Origin of the sequence: Clostridium chromiireducens (assembly GCF_002029255.1) — a bacterium.
GTDB lineage: Bacteria > Bacillota > Clostridia > Clostridiales > Clostridiaceae > Clostridium > Clostridium chromiireducens.
In genome coordinates this window covers 1-20,815 of the sequence record NZ_MZGT01000010.1, presented here as the reverse complement: position 1 = coordinate 20,815, position 20,815 = coordinate 1, and the positions used below count along the sequence as shown (strand labels likewise).

The 20,815-nt window shown below is 29.7% G+C and carries 17 protein-coding genes and 1 riboswitch; of the genes, 5 read left to right on the top strand and 12 right to left on the bottom strand.

Annotated elements, in window-relative coordinates; genetic code table 11:
- Positions 1-225: 225 nt before the first annotated feature.
- A riboswitch (cyclic di-GMP riboswitch) is annotated at positions 226-315 on the top strand.
- Between the two features lie 275 nt (positions 316-590).
- A complete protein-coding gene (locus CLCHR_RS04760; protein WP_079438549.1) occupies positions 591-1,400 on the top strand; it encodes a helix-turn-helix domain-containing protein in 810 nt (269 codons plus the stop codon).
- 64 nt (positions 1,401-1,464) lie between these two features.
- On the opposite strand, the gene CLCHR_RS04755 is transcribed toward CLCHR_RS04760, so the two are convergent.
- A complete protein-coding gene (locus CLCHR_RS04755; RefSeq protein ID WP_079438548.1) occupies positions 1,465-2,808 on the bottom strand; it encodes a sensor histidine kinase in 1,344 nt (447 codons plus the stop codon).
- A gap of 3 nt (positions 2,809-2,811) precedes the next feature.
- Positions 2,812-3,495: a response regulator transcription factor gene (locus CLCHR_RS04750; protein WP_079438547.1), complete on the bottom strand. Its 684-nt coding sequence runs from the start codon at positions 3,493-3,495 to the stop codon at positions 2,812-2,814.
- Positions 3,496-3,838: 343 nt separating this feature from the next.
- Here CLCHR_RS04750 and CLCHR_RS04745 point away from each other — a divergent pair, with 343 nt between their 5' ends.
- Complete coding sequence (locus CLCHR_RS04745; RefSeq protein WP_079438546.1) at positions 3,839-4,060, top strand: (2Fe-2S)-binding protein; 222 nt, start codon at positions 3,839-3,841, stop codon at positions 4,058-4,060.
- 157 nt (positions 4,061-4,217) lie between these two features.
- Here CLCHR_RS04745 and CLCHR_RS04740 read toward each other — a convergent pair whose 3' ends face one another.
- Both CLCHR_RS04740 and mnmL read right to left on the bottom strand, forming a co-directional pair.
- Positions 4,218-4,937 carry a 2-phosphosulfolactate phosphatase family protein gene (locus CLCHR_RS04740; protein WP_079438545.1) on the bottom strand — a complete coding sequence of 240 codons (720 nt, stop codon included), beginning with the start codon at positions 4,935-4,937 and terminating at the stop codon, positions 4,218-4,220.
- A gap of 59 nt (positions 4,938-4,996) precedes the next feature.
- Positions 4,997-5,923 (bottom strand): tRNA modification radical SAM protein MnmL/YtqA, encoded by a 927-nt coding sequence (mnmL, locus tag CLCHR_RS04735; RefSeq protein WP_079438544.1) that lies wholly within the window; start codon positions 5,921-5,923, stop codon positions 4,997-4,999.
- A gap of 279 nt (positions 5,924-6,202) precedes the next feature.
- Here mnmL and CLCHR_RS04730 point away from each other — a divergent pair, with 279 nt between their 5' ends.
- Both CLCHR_RS04730 and CLCHR_RS04725 read left to right on the top strand, forming a co-directional pair.
- Complete coding sequence (locus tag CLCHR_RS04730) at positions 6,203-7,279, top strand: YkvI family membrane protein (protein ID WP_079438543.1); 1,077 nt, start codon at positions 6,203-6,205, stop codon at positions 7,277-7,279.
- A gap of 55 nt (positions 7,280-7,334) precedes the next feature.
- Entirely contained in the window at positions 7,335-8,291 is a 957-nt protein-coding gene (locus tag CLCHR_RS04725; RefSeq protein WP_079438542.1) for a radical SAM protein, read from the top strand.
- Positions 8,292-8,430: 139 nt separating this feature from the next.
- Here the strand turns inward: CLCHR_RS04725 and CLCHR_RS04720 are convergent, their stop codons facing one another.
- From CLCHR_RS04720 to murI, 5 genes are all read right to left on the bottom strand, one after another.
- Positions 8,431-11,601, bottom strand: coding sequence for a S8 family serine peptidase (locus CLCHR_RS04720; RefSeq protein WP_079438541.1), 3,171 nt, complete (start codon positions 11,599-11,601; stop codon positions 8,431-8,433).
- Between the two features lie 110 nt (positions 11,602-11,711).
- Positions 11,712-12,380 carry a helix-turn-helix domain-containing protein gene (locus CLCHR_RS04715; protein WP_079438540.1) on the bottom strand — a complete coding sequence of 223 codons (669 nt, stop codon included), beginning with the start codon at positions 12,378-12,380 and terminating at the stop codon, positions 11,712-11,714.
- Between the two features lie 2 nt (positions 12,381-12,382).
- The gene (locus CLCHR_RS04710) at positions 12,383-12,754 is read right to left on the bottom strand and encodes a DUF3783 domain-containing protein (RefSeq protein WP_079438539.1); all 372 of its coding nucleotides are present in this window, start codon (positions 12,752-12,754) and stop codon (positions 12,383-12,385) included.
- 45 nt (positions 12,755-12,799) lie between these two features.
- Entirely contained in the window at positions 12,800-13,324 is a 525-nt protein-coding gene (locus CLCHR_RS04705) for a peptidylprolyl isomerase (protein ID WP_079438538.1), read from the bottom strand.
- Positions 13,325-13,425: 101 nt separating this feature from the next.
- Entirely contained in the window at positions 13,426-14,235 is an 810-nt protein-coding gene (gene murI, locus CLCHR_RS04700) for a glutamate racemase (protein ID WP_079438537.1), read from the bottom strand.
- Positions 14,236-14,565: 330 nt separating this feature from the next.
- Here murI and CLCHR_RS04695 point away from each other — a divergent pair, with 330 nt between their 5' ends.
- A complete protein-coding gene (locus tag CLCHR_RS04695) occupies positions 14,566-15,675 on the top strand; it encodes an HD-GYP domain-containing protein (protein WP_079438536.1) in 1,110 nt (369 codons plus the stop codon).
- Positions 15,676-15,795: 120 nt separating this feature from the next.
- Here CLCHR_RS04695 and CLCHR_RS04690 read toward each other — a convergent pair whose 3' ends face one another.
- The 3 genes from CLCHR_RS04690 to carA all read right to left on the bottom strand — a co-directional run bounded on the left by CLCHR_RS04690 (position 15,796) and on the right by carA (position 20,462).
- Complete coding sequence (locus CLCHR_RS04690; protein ID WP_079438535.1) at positions 15,796-16,032, bottom strand: hypothetical protein; 237 nt, start codon at positions 16,030-16,032, stop codon at positions 15,796-15,798.
- Between the two features lie 156 nt (positions 16,033-16,188).
- Complete coding sequence (carB, locus tag CLCHR_RS04685; protein WP_079438534.1) at positions 16,189-19,398, bottom strand: carbamoyl-phosphate synthase large subunit; 3,210 nt, start codon at positions 19,396-19,398, stop codon at positions 16,189-16,191.
- Positions 19,399-19,412: 14 nt separating this feature from the next.
- Positions 19,413-20,462 carry a glutamine-hydrolyzing carbamoyl-phosphate synthase small subunit gene (gene carA, locus CLCHR_RS04680; protein ID WP_079438533.1) on the bottom strand — a complete coding sequence of 350 codons (1,050 nt, stop codon included), beginning with the start codon at positions 20,460-20,462 and terminating at the stop codon, positions 19,413-19,415.
- Positions 20,463-20,815: the final 353 nt, after the last annotated feature.

Sequence of the window (20,815 nt, the reverse complement as noted above, 5' to 3'; positions counted from 1 at the left end):
TATAATCTGTCGATAATATTAATGAATGTACAATTTTAATATTACTTATTACATATTACTAACTTTATATTATAAAGTTAACTTTACATACTAAAATATATTTATTTTCGAAAGTTATTTCTTGAGTTTCATGGAAATTAGAAAATATTTATAGATAAGATGTTTTAATTATTCTATAATTAAAACATAAACAAGCTCTTTTAAAATATAATTTTTTATAACTATAAATGATACTAGCACACTTATTGAAAAGTAGGGTCGCAAAGCCATGAGTCTAAGGAAAATTTAATTTTCTATGATTGTCAGGTTGCCAAAATATAATTATAATAAGATGTTTTTTTACTTTTGTTATATTTAGGTGACTATTATTATATAGTCACCTTTATTTTTTGAAAACTTATTGAACGCAACTAATCTTATAGTTAATTGCCTACAATATTCTCAAATACTCTATTTCAAAAAACTATTTGTATTTAAAAATAATTTATATAAATTTTCTCTTATACTTTTACTTTCCAATATACATCAGAATAACTTAACTGCGATAATTAATACTTTACTTTAACCTAAAAGAGGGGGTTTAAAATATTATGGATTATGAAGATAAATATATGCATATTCCTGATAAGTTAACTGTAAAAAACATAAAAAGGGGGGATATATTACATTATTCAATTAATCAAGTAGCCAGTTTATTAGGGGAAGAAGATAGTAGTATACGGTATTATACTAATGTTTTTGATAACATTCTAAAAATTGAAATTTTAAATAAAGAGTTTAGATATACCAATAGTGATATAGATAAACTTGAGTTTTTAATTAACTTGAAAAATAAAGGAATGACTGTTAAGGAGATTCAAAAATACTGTGAATCACTACCATTGAACCTGGAAGAATTAGTTGAAGTTAAAGAAAGTAATTCCTTATCTGTTAAAGAAATAATATCAACGATAATTGATCTTGAAAATAAAGAGATTAGTAGTTTAAAGGAAACTTTATCAAACAAGATTAAAGAAGATAATGAATTACGCATTAAAAAAATTGTTGACCTCGCATCGGAACAAAATGATCAATTAAAACTATTTAAGGAAGATATGTTAAAAGAAATAAAAGAATACATTGACTATAAATTTGAGAAAGCTTATGAAGAAAAAAATAACCTATATAATGAGCTATCTCTAAAAATAGATAATTTAATTTCAGAGAAACTTTCCTTAGAAGATATTCTAAAATTACAATTTGATAAGTTTAATGAAGCTTCTAATTCTAGGGATATAAATTTAATTGATGAAATTAGAAGATTCAAAAATGTTATAGAGCGCGCTTATTATGTCCAACAGGAAATGGATACTACTAAAGAGAAATTAAGTTTTATGGGTAGGCTGTTTGGGCTTAGATAATTTATTAATAAAATAAGAACAAGTTAAAATCATTATTCTAACTTGTTCTTATTTTGTTATATTCTTACTTTATTATCTTTGGGATTATTAAAATAAACTCTGATCCACTACCATACTCTGAGTTAACTTTCAGTTTTATCCCAAAATTTTTCGAAATTGATTTCAATAAACTTAATCCAATTCCAGTACCACCAATATTTTCTCCTCTAACAGCTTCACTTCTATAAAATCTATCAAATATACGAGATTGTTCTTCTTCCTTAATTCCTATTCCATTATCTTTTACCGATATCTTAACATATTTGTTCATATCCTCTACACTTAATATTATCTCACCATTTTCATTAGTATATTTAAATGCATTTTCAATTAAAATTACTATTGATCTTTTTACCTTATCATAATCCCATTGAACAGATATATTTTCTTCTAATCCATTTACTTTAAAGGTCTTTTCCTTAATCTCCGCTAAATCCAAATAAAATTCACTTAAATCATCAATAAAATCATTTAGTTTAAAACTCGTGATATTAACAGCTAAATCTAAATCTTCTTTTGACAATAGTAATAAATCACTGTTTAGTTTTTCTAGTCCTCTTACCTCCGTCATCATCTTAGAAATATGTTCAAAGTGATTATCTATAGTATCTCCCCATGAATGAGCTAATAGTTCCAGTTTTCCTTTAATTACAGCCAATGGAGTTCTCATTTCATGAGATGCATCTTGAACGAAATAAACCTGTTTCTCATAAGCTTCCCTAATTGGCTTTATTACTTTAGAAGCTAGATATGCTGAAAGTAATGTTGCTAGTATAATAAGTATAATTAAACTTGCTATAATAGAATTTCTTAATCTGCTTAATGAACGTTCTTCAGCATCAATATTAGCAAGAACTTGTATTTTATATTCGCCATTATTAACTACTATACCCCTGAAACTATACCCACCACTTGTAATTGTAACTATCTCATCCTCTGCACTTAATGGAATCACTGGTAAATTCTCTTCACTAAAGTATAAATTTTTACTCATGGCTTCAAAAGTATTATTTTTATATATAATAACAATTAAATTGGGAGGGATATGTGCTGGTTTTCCATCTAATCTTCCACTAAAACCTTCAGGTTTATTTTGTTGTTGCAATGATTTATCCTTAAATTTATCGCCTAATCCATTTTCTCTTGTAATAACATCATTTTTGTTTAGACCCTGTTCATAACTAAAATCCGATTCCTGTTGAAGAAAGAATTTTTTTTGTTCTATAAGTTGGTGATCTATATTATCTAAAACCGTTGATGAGTATAATATTTGAGTTATTATTGCAAATACAATTAAGCATGTAAATACTACAATTGTACTTGTAGCTATAATTTTTTTCTTTGTTGATAAAAATATATCCTTTTTCATGTTTTAATCCTCTATACTTTCGTCTAGTAAATATCCCATCCCTCTCTTAGTTATAAGATACTTACCATACCCGAATGCGGATAGTTGTTTTCTTAACCTACTTATATAGACCTCGATAATTTCAGTTGCTGCATCACTATTGTATCCACACACATTATCAAATATTTGTTCCTTAAATAATAATACACCTTTATTTATTACCATATACTCAATAAGTCTGTATAATTTCTCATTTAATTCTAGCTCTTTGTTATTTATAAACACTTTTTTTACCTTCATATCTATTTCCATGTTCTTAAATTCAAGGATATTAGGCTTTTTAACTTTTCCCATGCTTTTTAAAATTGAATTAATACGAGCTTTTAATTCTTCCATAAAGAACGGCTTAGTTAGATAATCATTAGCCCCCAAATTAAAAGCCTTAAGTTTATCTCCAAGCTCTTCCTTAGCTGTTAATATGATCACTCCAGTATTTAAACAATTTTTAGAGATGTGCTTTAAAACACCCATTCCACTTACTTCTGGTAACATAAGATCTAAAATTACAATATCATAATCATATGCTCCCAGATATTCAATTGCATCTGAGCCATTATAAACAGCCTGAATTTCTACCTCTCCTTTAAAATATTCCTCTATATTTTTACTTATTTCTATGTTATCTTCAACGAGCAACACATTTACCATTATCATCACCTCTAGTTTAATAATCATATATCAGTTAGTAGATGAACTAACTTCTCCATTATCCTCTAATTTTATTTCAATTATATAATAATTTTCTTAATAATAGCTTAATCTCCTCATGTTTTGCAGTTTTCAAAATTCTAAATAGCAAAATCTATAGCCTTCAATTTTAAATAAGCATATTAAAAGCTTCTATTACATATAATTAAATAATTAGTATATTAAAATAAAATCAATAATATTACTTTCTTAAATAATTTTCTTTAAACTTTTTATCTAAACTGTATAATTGAGTTAAAGAATATTTTCTTTAACTTTAATAATGTATTTTAGGAGAATTAATATGGATAATAATTTGAATGAAGCTATTTTAGATAAATTAACAAAAACTTGCACTTGTAAGGCAATTCCTAGATCTAAAATTAAAGAAGCAATTAGAAATGGTGCTTCAACAGTAAAAGAAGTTCAGGCCGCTACTGGAGCAGGCAGCGGTGCTTGTAAAGGGAGAAATTGCTCTCCTCGAATATATGAACTGTTAAAAAAACATAAAGACGATAACTATTAAATTAATTTGATTATTTATAAAAATCAAGTTCTAAAATTAAGTAAAGAAGAACACATACTTTTTATTTATGACTTGTATGTGTTCTTCTCATATTAAAGGTTATTTATACATACTCTCAATAACTACATCTATTTAATAATTTATTTTATTAGCTATCTTATTTTGTATAAGTAATTCTCTCCCCATCATATTCTGGCACTATCTCTATAATACTTTTTCTAACGCAATATTCGATATCAGAATCTAACTTTAAAGACTTCATCACAGTATAGTGTGTTGCTTTTCTCACATAACTTAAAATATCGGAATTTTCCTTATATATTATATTTGCTGTTTTTGATATATCTGTAAGTTCCATACTCTTATTATATTTTAACATTTCATTAATTATATATCCGCTGCAAATAAAATCATCCATTGAAAAATTCCCATTCGTCCCTGCATTGATGATTACTACATCCTCATTAATGTTAATCAGCTTCTTTGCTACAGATTCTGCATTTATCATAGCTGCTATAAATACCTTTTTTGCTGAAACTGATTTTGCAAGAGTCCTAGTTCCATTTGTTGTGGTAAATAAAACTGTTTTATTTCTTATTAATTCTTTAGTATATTCTAGTGGAGAGTTAGATAGATCAAAACCTTCTATTTTAACTGCTTTTCTTTCTCCCCCTAGCACATAATCTTCTCTATTTAATTTCTTAGCAAATTCTAATGTCTCTTCAATAGTTAAATAAGGAATAACTTCCTTGCATCCATTATTCAGTGCTGTAATAATTACAGAAGTTGCCCTAAATATATCTATTACAACAACTATCTTATTTTTAATTTTACTATCATGTATGTCCTCAGCGGATATTATAACATCTATCTTCATTGTTGAATCCCTCCTTTATTTTTAAATACCTATTAACAGTATTTGATCTCTAAAATTTCTCATTTAAAGTTCTTTCCCTGCCACATATCATTATCTTCTAAAGCTTTATCTATGGAATTTAAAATCTCCCACTTTTTTAGACTCCACATTGGACCAATTAAAAGTTCTCTCGGTGCATCTCCTGTCAGTCTATGCACAACCATCTCTTTTGGCAAAAGAGTTATTCCTTTTGTTATTAGCTCAATATAATCCTCTTGGGACAAAAATTCAAGCTCACCAACATCATATAACTTCACCATAGGTGTTTGCTTCATTAAATGTAAAAGATGAAATTTGATCCCCTTAGCGCCTGAATGAGCAATATAATTTATTGTTTTTATCATATCATCTTTGGTTTCACCTGGTAATCCCAAAATATCATGTACAACTACATCTATATTTCTTTCTTTTAGTTTCTTCATTGCATTCTCAAAAACGTCTAATCTATAACCTCTATTTATTTTCTTTGCAGTTTCATCGTTGCATGTTTGAAGACCAAGTTCTATCCAAAGATAAACCTTACCATTTATATCTTCTAATAAGTCTAATACGTCGTCATCTAGACAATCTGGCCTTGTAGCTATTGCAATTGCTACAACCCCCTCTTGATTCAGTGACTCTTCATATTTTCTTCTTAATTCACTAACAGGTGCGTATGTATTAGTGTAAGCCTGGAAGTAAGCTATGTACTTCCCACCTTTCCACTTCTGTGCCATCATTTTTTTTATATCATCAAATTGATTTGCTATTGATACTTCTCTATCGCCTGCATAATCTCCAGAACCTCTTTCACTACAAAAAAGACAACCACCCTTACTAATCTTTCCGTCTCTATTAGGGCAAGAAAAGCCTCCGTCTAATGATATTTTGAATACTTTTTCTCCAAATTTGTTTCTTAAAAAATAGTTTAAACTATGATATCTCTTTCCTGACCAAAAATTATTCATGTTTCCTCCTAGTATTATGTGAAGTCATTTTATTTACTACAACACTTTTTATATATTAATTTTATCTTTGTTAATTTATGTAACTAAATTTTTATTCTTTATTAATTCTACATTTTAAATTAATAAATGTACATTATGAATGTTACTTATAAATTGTAACCTAAAAAAATACCTATGTCTTTTTAATATACTTTCTTTAAATATTGTAACATTTAAAGAATAAATCAAAAGTAAAGCTTATATAATTAGTAAAAGAAACATTCTTCAAGGGGGATAAATTTGAAAAAGGAATTATTGAAGGTATTTCAAGTTGCCACTGTATTTATTGGAACGATTGTTGGTGCTGGACTTGCCTCTGGAAAAGAAATCACAGAATTTTTCACTCAATATGGACTATCTAGCTTTTTAGGTATCATAGGTTGTGGTATATTTTATATTTTGATGAGTTCAATAATCTCGAAAATAAGTATTCATTACAACCTTAGTTCATATAGTGACGTTATGAATATAATAAGTCCAAATATATTTGGTAAGTTTACTGGAGTAATAACTACCTTATTCTTAATCTCTAGTGCCTCAATAATACTTGCTGGAAGTGGGGCTTTAATTCACCAATTCTTTGGAATTCCAAAAATAATTGGTTCATTAATAATGATTTTAGTTGGTATCTTTTTTTTACTTAGGGATACAGAAGGCCTGATTGAAGTAAACTCATTCATTGTACCTGGATTAGTTTGCACTCTTTCTTTAATTACAGTTTTATATTTTACATTTTGTAAGGATTCTGTTTCACTTAATAATATATCTAGTTTCCCACCTAGGAAATCTGGAATCTTATTTTCAACAATATTATATGCAGGATACAATACACTTTCGGCATCCGGTGTTTTAGTTCCACTTAGTACACAAATGAAAAAAACTAGAACCATGATTATGGGAATTATAGTTGGTTCAATTGGTCTTACTATACTTTGCTTAATGATTAATTTATTACTAACAGTTAATCAGCCTTATATATATAAATATGAAATTCCATTACTTTTTGTAGCAAATAGATTTGGTAATATAATTCAAGCTCTGCTACTTGTAATTATTTGGCTAGAGATGTTTTCAACTGAAGTATCAGATATATATTCAATTAGTAAAACTATAGAACGCTCATTTAATATCAAATTTAAAAAGGCTATATTCATAGTAATTGGTATTGCCCTTGTAATTTCTCAATTTGGATTTGGAAACCTAATAACTAAGTTATATCCAATGTTCGGGTTATTAAGCTTAATATTTATATTTCAATGCATATTTTTCTTTTTCAAACATAAAAAAGAACTTTCTAATATGCCTGAAGAAAAATAAATATGATATACTTTATTAATATAAAGTTTAATTACCATCAGAAGGATTGATACAAATGAATTATTTAAGCTTATTAGACGAGTGTACTCTCTGTTCTAGAAATTGCAAAGTTAATAGAAATAATAGTGAAATAGGATTTTGCAGAGCATCAAATAAAGTAAAAATTGCCAGAGCCTCTCTGCACCTTTGGGAAGAACCTCCTATATCACAAGGAAAAGGTTCTGGTACTGTATTCTTTTCTCATTGTAACCTTAAGTGTGTATTTTGTCAGAATTACAACATAAGTCAAGGTATAGAATGTAATTTAGATATTCAACCTCCAAATTCCAATCCATTAGTTACTGGAATTGAAGTATCTATAGATCGTCTTTCAGAAATATTCTTAGAGCTTCAAGAAAAAGGTGCTAATAATATTAATTTGGTTACTCCAACTCACTTTGTTCCTCAAATAATTGACTCATTAAAAATTGCAAAGAAAAATGGATTAATTATACCAATCTTATATAATACTAATAGTTATGATTCCATTGAGACTATAAAATTATTAGATGGATATATTGATGTTTATTTACCAGATTTTAAGTACTTCAATGATAAATATGCTAAAAAATATTCTAATGTTGATAATTATGCTGACAATACAATACAAATAATAAGTGAAATGGTTAGTCAAGTTGGAATACCTAAATTTGATTCAAAGGGAAATATGATCAAAGGAGTTATTGTAAGACACTTAATGTTACCAGGACTTCTTTTTGATTCAAAGAAGATTATAGATTTTTTATATAATAGGTATAAGGATGATATTTATATAAGTTTAATGAACCAATACATTCCTATGTTTAAAGCTCACAACTTTCCAGAGATTAATAGGCCACTTAATTCCAAACATTATGACAGCTTAATTAATTACGCTTTGGAACTTGGAATTAAAAATGGTTTTATTCAAGACGAAGGTACTAATACATCTGACTTTATTCCTGAATTTAATTTAGATGGTGTAAAAAAATAGATGTATTTTCAATTGCATTAAATATACAGGGATGTATTTGTGATAATAATAAATCAAACCTCTTACAAATACATCCCTATTAACCTTATTTGCTTCATATACCAAAAGTATTTCACATTCAAAATTAGATAAAATCAAATTAGTAATAAAATTTTGGTATTCCTCTTTTATTATCTAATCCTGGTATAACTGGTGGAATAAACTCACGCATTCCTAATGTTCCTCTAAGCTCCGCTATTCTACTTACTCCAACATAAATATCTGAAATTCTGTACCATGTTGCATAATCAACTATACCTGTTTGTGGTAATGTAAATATCTGTTGAAATGTTTTTACTGCATCTGCAGTCTTTTGGTTGAACTGCCCATCTTCGGCTACTTTAGGTATTAAAGGGTAGTTTCTAGCTATTCTATTCAATTGATTTTGTATTGTTCTTACAGGTTGGCCTGAAGATCCTATAGTAAGTGGTTTTCCTGGATATGATTGAGGACTTCCAGAAACCTTTTCAGCTGTAGTTAATTCAATATCACTTCCATAATAATTTCTTAGTATTTCAAAAGGTACCATACCTTGTTGTGCTAATTTCTGGCTTCCCCATTGACTTAACCACTGCGGACAAGTAACATTCTTACCATCACAATATTGTGATAAAAGTGGCTGCTTAGCTCCAACTCGTCTTATATAAGTAGAGAATATTTCATCTACGATTTCACTTATACTGTCGTAAATATTTCTTCCGAAATTAAATGCATGATCATAGGCTGTTGAGCTAGTAATATCAAAATTCTTTCCTTTTCCCCTATACCATTCAGTATAAATTCTATTTAATGTAAATGATACAATGCAAAAAATATTTGCTCTTATAGCAGATTCATTCCATGTTGAATATATTTCACTAGAAGCAACATTTTTTACATAATCTTTAAATGGAACTTTGTAATTTGGTGCTGATGGATCATCAGGTCCTCCTTGGTGTACAATAATATACTCTGGAACTATAGGCTGAGGCAATACGACCCCTGAAGTTGGTGCTGGTAATGGTTTCTCTGGATCCTCTGGTATCTTAGGTGGAAAATTACCATTTAACCTATTTGGTTGTATATTTATAACTTCTTGCCGCATACTTCCCCTTCCTGAGTTACTTGTTAAATTACATATCTGATAAGCAACTTGTGTAGGAAATACCTGACATCCGCGTATTATAATCGGATTAAACCCATCTCTTTCAACTGTTATATCATATAGGCTATAAGGCATCTGGTTACTGTTCGGATTTAGAGAATATTCTAAAGGTGGTGCATTTAATTCTATTATTTGTGTCAAGCCAACAGTATCTGTAACTAGCTGAACACTATTTACATTATCAGAGCCTTCTCCTCCTCTTACAGTTATTCTAGCACCATCAATTGGAATATAATCAGATCCTCTGAAACATTGAATTTTTAATCTACCAATATTTTGTGTAGAACTTCCACTACTTGTACTCTCCATAAACTTCCTCTTTATATTTTTTCTCAGAATATTATATTTACTTAGGTTGATATTTATTACTGGTATATCTTTATTAGATATATATCTCCTAGTTAAAATGGAACTTAAATCATTTTGAAGTAGTTTTAAACTATTAAATGCGCATACTTCTCCATACCCCCACAAAGGGTTAGGATATGTTACATCTATGCGTCTTCTTTGCGCCCCCTTTATTAAATAGTACTTTAACCTTTGTCCAAATAAATAAGGATCATTTCCTCGGATAATCCCCCACTGCATCATTAGTGCACATATTCCTGCAACTTGAGGTGTGGCCATGGATGTACCCGTTTTACTATCATATCCTCCATTTGGCACTGGCCCAACTATCTCCTCTCCAGGAGCAGCCAAATCCGGTCTCACTAAATTCCCCTGATTTTGTGCTCCTCTTCCACTGAACGATGATAAGTTATTAGTTCGATAGTTATAACTTCCTACTGCAATTATATTATCCACTGTAGCAGGTATCCCCAGCGTATTAAATTGATTTGGTTCTAAAAATCTTGTTGCTGGATTAAGACCTTCTAATACTGGAAGCCATATTGAATATGTTCCCAAATATTCATTTATAACATTTAATTCCAAAGCCCATACTCCCTGAGCTAGAAAATTAGTTCTCGCTGAAAGTATTATTTTTATTTCACTATTCAACTCAAAAGGTTTTGGACCTGATACATATATATCGTACCTATCACTTCCTATTGCTCCTTGGATATATCCCTCTTGTATAGTAATATTTCCACTACTTTGGCTTGTTGGATTTGTTATCGTCATTGACATATTTGACAGAATTGGTTTATATAAATTCATAACTATGGACTTTTCTTCACTTGCTATATTGAAAATTTTCCTTTGTGTTTTAAGTAATTCTCCTCCAACATGATGCCCGGCATCTCCCTCATTCCCAGCTGCAATAGTTATAGATACCCGCTCTAAATTTGAAACTGTTCTAATATACTGTTCAAGTAAGCTGCTTCCATCATGAGCTCCATCGTTTGTACTTAAGCTAATACTAATAACTAAAGGCATATTTAGTTCCTTACTCTTATCTAACAAAAATTTAATACCTTGCATTATCTGTGAACTTAAAATTGTGGTTCCTCTTGCAGCTTTAACCATCGCTATTGACGCAGTAGGTGCTACACCTTTGTACATTGGGTTAATATTTCCTCCACCACATGCAATACCTGCTACGTGCGTTCCATGCCCTGTATTATCAAGTGAAGGAACTATTGAAAATGGATTAGAAGAATTTATTGCCTCATTAATGGTTTGTTTGTTATAAACCTGACCTCCAGTGCTCAAATCATAAATATACTCTATTCTAGTAGTTCCTTGTGTATTCATAAATGCCGGATGAGTATAATCTATTCCTGAATCAACAAATCCAACTAATACACCTTCACCTGAAACATTAAAATCAGGAGATAATTGAGGTATACATGATACTCTATTACTTTCTTGATCTTGCTCGTATAGACTTTTAGGTAATTCTATATATTGAATTGTAGTACTAGCTGCCAATTGCTCTAGCATATTAGCAGGTATAATAACTACTGCAAAGTTAAACCCCAAGTCTTGAAAACTCCCACCTATTCCTTCAACGAATGCTCTTGTTTCCTCTTCATTACCTCTATACAGAATTGTAAGTTCTATGTTGTTACCTTGACTTTGATATTTATAGCCTAACTCATCTAGTATTGCTTTTGGTACATTAGTTAATAATCCTATTGATGCATCTACCTTTGAGGGTAATTGCCTTTCTAATGCCACTATCATAATCACATCCCAAATAATTCTATCTTTAAATTATATTACTCATAAAATATTCTTATGTAATAAAAAAGAGCATAACTGGAAGATCCAGTTATACTCTTTTCATTATTTAGTTATAGTTTGATTTCAACTCTTTCTAATTTTGCAATTACGTCTATTTCTTTTAATTCCATAGTTTCAGTGATCAAACTTCCTGCATTACTTACCAAAAGCAACTTGGCATTTCCTAGAACTTTTACTTGTCGTATTTTCCTCTTCCCCTTATAGTCAACTAAGAAAAAACCATTGTTGCTTACTTCCTTTACACTATGAGCAAAAGCAATATCTCCCTTTAACATTCTAAAACCGTTCATTTCATCATCTTCTATTTCTAAATAGAAGACTTTGTCTTGTGGGTAATTATCTATCTTATTTGAATGAACAGGCATTTCTTTTGATCCTTTTTTATTAGATAAAGAGTAATCATATATAGGAACACTTCTAAGTACTGATGAAAAGGCATCTGTCCACACTTCTGAACTTTCTACATTTCTTTTTGGAAGTTCCTTTAAAGTCTTTTTTTCTTCCATTAAAGCTTCATCAGTAACCACCATGCTGATATCATTTAAATCAGCTTTTAAAACCTTAGCTGCTTTATCAATGAACGATTCTGGTGCGACTTTTCTTCCCATTTCAACTTCATTCAAATATTTTTCCGCTACACCTAGCTTCTTTGCTAGAGCTTTAACTGTCATACCACTTTTTTCTCTAGCCTGCTTAATATTTTCTCCTACACGACTCACTTTTACTTTCTCCCCTTTTGTTGTTCTTTAAACCATTCTCTTTCTTCAATCAAATGTTCTAATAAATAGCTAAATGTCCATCTATAGTTTTGTGGTGTAGATATAGCTAATACTCCACCTTGAACAAACCCTCTGATGTATCGAATAGTAACTTTTAATTGTTCGTCTTTAAATCCATTAAAAATAAGTGCCTTCTCATTTAATGGCAATTCATCATAAGAATTATCATTGGTATTCCCATTAATTATATCTTCTATTTTCATTAAAGCCATCTTATTATTTACTTCTATGACTTTAATATTCTGTCCTTTAATTTTATCAATTTGTTCTTGATCTAACCCATATGCTAATATACACTTATTATTTGTAGCCATTTATGACACCTCTTTTCATTTTTATAACTTAAATTAATATGTCTTTTAATCTTCTATTATTTCAGGTGCCTTCATTTCTTCGCCTTGCATATCAACTGTAACACTTTTAATAACTTGATCTTCATATGGTCTATCTGACCTATCAGTCTTTTGAGCAACAATTTTATCTGCTACTTCCATTCCTTCAATAACCTTACCAAATGATGCATATTGCCCATCTAAATGTGGCGAATCTGCTACCATTATAAAGAATTGGCTACCTGCTGAATTTGGATTCATTGCTCTAGCCATTGATAGTACACCTCTTGAATGTTTTAAAGTATTCTTAAATCCATTACTTGTGAATTCTCCCTTTATAGAATATCCTGGACCACCCATACCGCTACCTTCTGGGCATCCCCCTTGAATCATAAAGTTTGGAATAACTCTATGAAAAATTAATCCATCATAAAATCCTCTATTAATTAAATCTATAAAATTATTTACCGTATTTGGTACTATTTCAGGATATAATTCTGCTTTAATAACTCCACCATTTTCCATAGTCATTGTAATAATTGGATTCTTCATCTTAATAATTTCTCCTCTCGAAATCAATCTTAAATAGTATTATTATCTAAAATATAAAATTAAATTCATAACTCATGTGCATTTATAAATCTAAATTATATTTATATATTAATTAGATTATAACAGAAATCTATAATATTATTATCATTTATAGAATTATAGATCATTACCTCTCCTTTTGACTTTGAATCATTTAATAGATCCTTTTCTAAAAGTTTTCTTTTTAATTCTTGAGCGGTACCCTTTCCCCCATCAATAAGAGGCACATTTTCTCCAACAACGCTAGCTAAAGCCTTTTTAATAAAAGGATAATGTGTGCATCCTAAAACTATTGCACTTATATCATCTTCCAGATATATTTTAAACTTTTCTTTTAAATAATTTTCTAATTCTTTACCTTCTAGAATTCCTCGCTCTATAAACTCTACAAGTCCAGCGCAAGGTAAAGATATTATACTCGCTTCACTTTTATATCTCTCCATTAATGATTTAAATTTCTTTTCTCTTAACGTCATGGGCGTTGCCATTATTATTATATTACCTTTTCTATTAAGCTTTACTGCCGGCTTTAATGCCGGCTCTATTCCTATTATTGGAATATGCTTATATTGACTTCTAACTAATTCAATAGCTGCACTAGTCGCAGTATTACAAGCCACTACAATTGCCTTAACTTCTTTATTTAATAAAAAATCTACCGCTTTCAAAGTAAGATCTTTAACTTCATCCAACTCCTTAGTTCCATAAGGAGCATTTTTTGAATCTCCAAAATATATATAATTTTCATTGGGCATGACGAAAATAGCTTCTTTCATTACACTTAATCCACCGACCCCTGAGTCAAAAAATCCTATTGGATTATTATTAATATACAAAGTGCCCTCACTCCATCTTTCTCTAAAATTAGGCATGTAAAATGATATAACTATATTTAAAACATGCTCATTTTATAATAAATATTTACGAAAATATAGACAAAACTGAACAACACATAGTTTGCTTTTATTACTTAAGAAATTATAAATTTAATCAGTTAAATCTAAAAACTTATCATAATAAATATTTTATTACTTTATCTACCTGATGTCTAGCGATTGTAGTATTCATTTATATATTAGATTTAATTCTTTTGCTAATTATATTAAAATCCTATACCTTAGCATTTTTTTCATTATTATACTATAATTTTACACAATTTTTATGATATAATTGTTATTATTATTGCAGCGAGGTATATAATTATGCGTTTAATTCCTATTGAATGTGTTAGAGAAAGTTCTTTATTGGGTAAAAATATATATACTTCTGATGGGCGATGCTTGCTTAAAGCTGGAGTTGTATTGACTGATGCTATATTAAAAAAAGTTAAAGAATATAAAATATTTTCACTTTATATAGTTGATGACTACAGTACTGCTGAAATTGAAGATATAATAAAACCAGAATTAAGGCAAAAATCTATATCTGTTATTAAGGAAACTTTTTCCGATATAGAAAGGATAGCTTCGGTTCATAAATTTGAGCAACGTAGTATCAAAGAGTATTCAAAGCAAGAGAAAAAATACTTTAACTCAATTAATAAAATAGCAGATGAATTATTAGAAAATGTTTTGTCAAATAAAAATGTACTTCTTTCATTAGTTGATATAAAAAGCATGGATAACTACACTTATTCCCATTGTGTTAACGTTGCTGTTATATCACTTATACTTGGAATTAGTTTAAATCTTTCGAAAAGAAATTTAACTTATCTTTGTATTGGTGCGCTAATTCATGATATTGGAAAGTCATTCATCCCACGAGAGGTTCTTCAAAAACCTGGAAAATTAACGCCAGAAGAATTTGATATAATAAAAAATCATTCAAGATATGGATATAATTTTCTAAATAGATTTTTTACTTTAAGTGCTCATATTAAATTAATAGTTTTACAACATCACGAAAGATTTGATGGATTAGGTTATCCTAATGGTATAAATGGTAAAGAAATTAGCTACTTGGCTAGAATTGTTAGTATTGCGGATGTATATGATGCATTAACATCTGATAGGCCATATAAAAGAGCTATGTGCCCAAGTGATGCACTAGAATATTTAATGTCTAATGCAGGAACACTATTTGATTATGATATGATTAGTGTATTTTGCAAAATTGTTATTCCTTTTCCTCAAGGCACAATTGTAAGTTTGAGTAATGGCGACATAGGGGTAGTTGAAGAAACTCTTCCGAACTTTCCATTAAGACCAGTTGTAAAAATACTTAAAAGTAATCTACCAAATAAAGTTGGCTCTAAGATTAATTTAGTGGACAACCTTTCAGTAGTTATATCTAATATAAAATATGAAGTATAAAATAAGCTGCCGATTTATTATATTTGTAGCTTGTTTTTCTATCTATTAATATTTATTTGAAAATAATATTATATATCATACTTTTACAACACTTATAAATAGTGCTTGTTAAATATTACTTTAATTAATTCTTTGTTTCTTATGTTCAAATGGATTCAAATTTGCTAATTCTTCTGCTTCTTTATAGCTTCTAGCTCTAAAAACTAATGTCCATCCATTTTTGTCATACTTTCCTGCACACATTATATACTTCTCTTGTTGACTCATAAAATTCCCTTGTCTATCTATTATTAAACTTCTAATATTATCAACATTCTTACAATTAACTTTAACAAAAAAATTTCCTATTTCACTCACAATACACATCTCCTAACCAAACATATGTTCATTAATTGTATTATATAGAACATATGTTCATTTGTCAACAATTCTATCTAAACAACATTTTTTTACAAAAAACCTCTAAAGACTAGATATATTAATCTTAAGTCCTTAGAGGTCCATTTATGTTTCTTATTCTGCTATATTAAATACTTCTAAATCTTTACTTTCATCAAACTTCTCAAGTTCTACATCCGCAATAGCTCTTAATGTATCTAATGCAGTAATTACTCCTAAGTTTCTCTCAACAGCTGCTCTTCTTATTAAGAATCCGTCTCTTTTTGAGTCATTTCCCTTAGTTGGGGTATTTACAACCAGGTCCACTTCTCTATTCTTAACTATATCTAAAATATTTGGTTCTTCTTCATCTATTTTTCTAATTTCTTCAGCTTCTATACCTGCTTCCCTTAATAACTCACAAGTTCCCGATGTTGCAATAAATTTATATCCTACTGATGCTAAATCTTTTGCTATTGGTAAGAATTCTGCCTTATCATGCTTGTTAATTGTAGCAAGTATTTTTCCCTTTTCCTTTGAAGGGTACATATACGCCCCAACAAATCCTTTATAAAGTGCTTCCTTTAGATTTCTACCAACTCCCAAAACTTCTCCTGTAGATCTCATTTCAGGCCCTAAGCTTACTTCAACATTAGGTAATTTTTGAGTTGAGAATACAGGTACTTTAACTGAAACTAATTTAGGCTCTTTATATACATCTACTCCATATCCCAAATCCTTTAATTTAGCACCAAGCATTACTCGTGTTGCTAAATCTACTATTGGAACTCCACTTACCTTACTTATATATGGTACTGTTCTTGATGCTCTTGGATTAACTTCAATTACATATAATTCTCCTTCAAATTCTATGAATTGAATATTTATCATACCCTTTATTCCAATTTCTAGAGCTAACTTTCTAGTATATTCTAATACATCAGCTTTAATGTTGTCAGAAATATTTTGGCTTGGGTACATAGTTACACTATCCCCTGAATGAACTCCAGCTCTTTCTAAGTGCTCCATGATACCTGGTATTAAAATATCTTCTCCATCTGATATAGCATCTACTTCTATTTCTCTACCCATTAGATATTTATCTATAAGTATTGGATTCTTACTGTCTTTAGCAAAAGCATTCTCTAAATAGTATGATAACTCTTCTTCATCATGAGTTATCTCCATTCCTTGACCTCCAATTACATATGAAGGTCTAACAAGTACTGGGAACTTTAATCTTCTAGCTTCTTCTAATCCTTCTTCTAAAGACCATATTCCCTTACCCTTTGGTCTTGTTATTCCTAATCTCTCTAATAAATCATCAAACTTTTCTCTGTCTTCAGCCATATCTATTTGATCAGCTGTAGTTCCAAGTGTTACAATATTTTGTTCTTTCAAGAAGTTTGCAAGCTTAATAGCTGTTTGACCTCCAAATTGAAGTATTACACCATCTGGCTTTTCTTTTTCTATTATATTTAAAACATCTTCTTCAGTTAATGGTTCAAAGTATAATTTATCTGATACATCAAAGTCAGTACTTACTGTTTCTGGGTTATTATTAACTATAATAGTTTCAATTCCAAGTTTCTTTAATGCTTTTACGCAGTGTACTGACGCATAGTCAAATTCAATTCCTTGACCTATTCTTATTGGACCTGAACCTATAACTATAACCTTTTTATTGTCTGATACCTCAACTTCATCATATTGCTCATATGTTGAGTAATAGTAAGGTGATAATGCTTCAAATTCTCCTCCACAAGTATCAACCATTTTATACGAAGGTTTTATATTCCATATATCTCTTAATCTATAAATGTCATCTGGGCTAACCTTCAACATATCTGCAATAGCTTTATCTGAAAATCCTTTTTTCTTTAAGTTGTGTAACCATTCTTTATCTAAATCTTCTATTTTACTAAGTTTTAATCTTTGTTCTTCTTCAACTATCCATTTGATCTTTTCTAAAAAGAACATATCAATACCTGTAATTTTGTTTATTCTATCTATCATATAGTCTCTTCTTATCATCTCAGATAGCGCAAATATTCTTTCATCGTCTGGTTTCATTACTATATCTTTTAAATCTGCAATACTATATTCCTTAAATTTCTTATGGTCTAAAGAATATTTTCCTATTTCTAAACTTCTAATACCTTTTAAAAACGCTTGCTCAAAATTAGCTCCGATAGCCATAATTTCTCCTGTAGCCATCATTTTAGTTCCCAATTGTCTATCAGCGCCAAAGAATTTATCAAAAGGCCATTTTGGTATCTTAACAACAACATAATCAAGTGTTGGTTCAAAACATGCATAAGTCTTTTGAGTTACTGCATTTTTTATTTCATCTAATCCATATCCAAGTGCTATTTTAGCTGCAAGCTTTGCAATAGGATACCCTGTTGCCTTTGATGCTAAAGCTGAACTTCTTGATACTCTAGGATTAATTTCTATAACTGCATATTCAAAGGAATTTGGATTTAATGAAAATTGTACATTACATCCACCTTCAATTCCAACTGCATTAATTATATTTATTGATGCTGTTCTAAGCATTTGATATTCTTTATCTGAAAGAGTTTGTGATGGTGCAACTACTATACTATCACCAGTATGTATACCAACAGGATCTATGTTTTCCATGTTACATACAGTAATGCAGTTTCCATAAGAGTCCCTCATTACTTCGTATTCTACTTCTTTCCATCCCTTAACGCTCTTTTCAAGTAAAACTTGACCTATTGTACTTAATTGAAGTCCTAATCTTAATATAGTTTCAAGTTCTTCTTCATCATTAGCAATACCGCCGCCAGATCCACCTAAAGTATACGCTGGTCTAACTATAACTGGATATCCAATTTTATTTGCAAAATCCATACCTTCTTCTAAACTGGTTACAATTTCGCTCTTTATAACTGGTTCCCCAATTTTATTCATCATATTTCTGAATAATTCTCTATCTTCACCTTCTTTAATAGATGCAATAGATGTTCCAATTACTTTTACGTTATATTTTTCTAAAGTACCAGAATCATGTAATTCTACAGCCAGGTTAAGTCCTGTTTGACCACCCATTCCTGCAAGTAAACTATCTGGTCTTTCTTTAGCAATAACTTTCTCAACAAACTCTAATGTTAACGGCTCTAAATAAACTTTATCCGCTACTTCCTTATCTGTCATTATTGTCGCAGGATTTGAATTCACAAGTACAACTTCTATTCCTTCTGATTTTAACGCTTCACAAGCTTGAGTTCCTGAGTAGTCAAACTCTGCCGCTTGACCTATGACTATAGGACCCGATCCTATAACTAAAACTTTTTTTATATCTTTATTTAATGGCATTTTACTTACCCCTCCTATAGTGCATATTCTAAGAATTTATCAAATATGTATTCACTGTCTTTTGGACCTGCTGATGCTTCTGGATGGAATTGAACTGAATATATTGGTAAAGTCTTGTGCTTCATTCCTTCTACAGTTCCATCATTTATATTAACGTGAGTAATTTCCATATCATCTGGTAACTTTTCTACTACATAACCGTGGTTTTGAGAAGTTATATGCACAATGTTAGCTTCCAAATCCTTAACAGGATGATTACATCCTCTGTGCCCAAATTTTAATTTAGTAGTTTTACCACCTAGCGCTAAACCTAATAATTGATGACCTAAGCAAATACCAGTTATTGGTTTCTTTCCAACTAATTTTTTAATATTTTCTATAGCAAAATCTAAATCTTCTGGATCCCCAGGACCATTAGATAAGAATACTAAATCTGGATTAACATTTAAAACTTCTTCAGCTGTAGTTGTGGCTGGGAATACAGTTAACTTGCATCCTCTCTTTTTAAAGTTCCTTATTATATTAGTCTTTATACCAAAATCCATAACTGCGATATGCTTTCCTGTGCCTTCAACAGTATAAGATTTTTCTGTAGTAACAGTTCTTACAGCTTCCTTAGTAGAAAAGCCCGCAACTTTTTCTTTAACATATTCATCATCAACATCTTCGAGTGTAATAATTCCTCTCATAGTACCACTATTTCTTAATACTTTAGTTAAAGCTCTTGTATCTATTCCTTCTAACCCAATAACCTTTCCTTGTTTTAAGAAATCTTCAAGTTCTAATTCACATCTAAAGTTACTAGGCATATTACACTTTTCTCTTACAATAAAGCCCCTTACTTTTATTGAATCTGATTCCATATCTTCAAGATTGATTCCGTAATTACCTATTAAAGGGTAAGTCATAGTTACTATTTGTCCGTAATAAGATGGATCTGTAAGTACTTCTTGATAACCTGTCATACCAGTTGTAAATACTACTTCTCCAACACTTTCCTTCAGGTATCCAAAAGCCTTCCCTTCAAAAACCATGCCATTTTCTAATATAAGCTTTGCCTTCATGCTCAAGCCTCCTACAAATATATTTTTGCTAAAACTACACCTTATAAATTTTTGTTTATATAAAACAAAAGGATAATAAAGAGACTGCAGTAAAAACTACGCTCTTCACTATCCTGTGATATACCTTACAAATATTTGAATTCAAAAAATAAGCTATGAAATTTTTCAACGCTTCCAAATATCATAGTCGTGTTCCCTTTTTGGCCTCACAGGACCAAGTTAAAGTGCATCTTAACTTTTAAATTTTCTCTTTCTCAATATTTTAGTTGATAGATCATTCTATGTCAAGATAAATTAAGGATAGTTTAATATTTTATATAATTTTTTCTTTGTTTATCATATCGTTTTATTAG

Coding starts and splice junctions, on each gene's coding strand:
- CLCHR_RS04760 (WP_079438549.1), top strand. CDS start 591: ATGGATTATGAAGATAAATATATGCATATTCCTGATAAGTTAACTGTA.
- CLCHR_RS04755 (WP_079438548.1), bottom strand. CDS start 2,808: ATGAAAAAGGATATATTTTTATCAACAAAGAAAAAAATTATAGCTACA.
- CLCHR_RS04750 (WP_079438547.1), bottom strand. CDS start 3,495: ATGGTAAATGTGTTGCTCGTTGAAGATAACATAGAAATAAGTAAAAAT.
- CLCHR_RS04745 (WP_079438546.1), top strand. CDS start 3,839: ATGGATAATAATTTGAATGAAGCTATTTTAGATAAATTAACAAAAACT.
- CLCHR_RS04740 (WP_079438545.1), bottom strand. CDS start 4,937: ATGAAGATAGATGTTATAATATCCGCTGAGGACATACATGATAGTAAA.
- mnmL (WP_079438544.1), bottom strand. CDS start 5,923: ATGAATAATTTTTGGTCAGGAAAGAGATATCATAGTTTAAACTATTTT.
- CLCHR_RS04725 (WP_079438542.1), top strand. CDS start 7,335: ATGAATTATTTAAGCTTATTAGACGAGTGTACTCTCTGTTCTAGAAAT.
- CLCHR_RS04720 (WP_079438541.1), bottom strand. CDS start 11,601: ATGATAGTGGCATTAGAAAGGCAATTACCCTCAAAGGTAGATGCATCA.
- CLCHR_RS04710 (WP_079438539.1), bottom strand. CDS start 12,754: ATGGCTACAAATAATAAGTGTATATTAGCATATGGGTTAGATCAAGAA.
- CLCHR_RS04705 (WP_079438538.1), bottom strand. CDS start 13,324: ATGAAGAATCCAATTATTACAATGACTATGGAAAATGGTGGAGTTATT.
- murI (WP_079438537.1), bottom strand. CDS start 14,235: ATGCCTAATTTTAGAGAAAGATGGAGTGAGGGCACTTTGTATATTAAT.
- CLCHR_RS04695 (WP_079438536.1), top strand. CDS start 14,566: ATGCGTTTAATTCCTATTGAATGTGTTAGAGAAAGTTCTTTATTGGGT.
- carB (WP_079438534.1), bottom strand. CDS start 19,398: ATGCCATTAAATAAAGATATAAAAAAAGTTTTAGTTATAGGATCGGGT.
- carA (WP_079438533.1), bottom strand. CDS start 20,462: ATGAAGGCAAAGCTTATATTAGAAAATGGCATGGTTTTTGAAGGGAAG.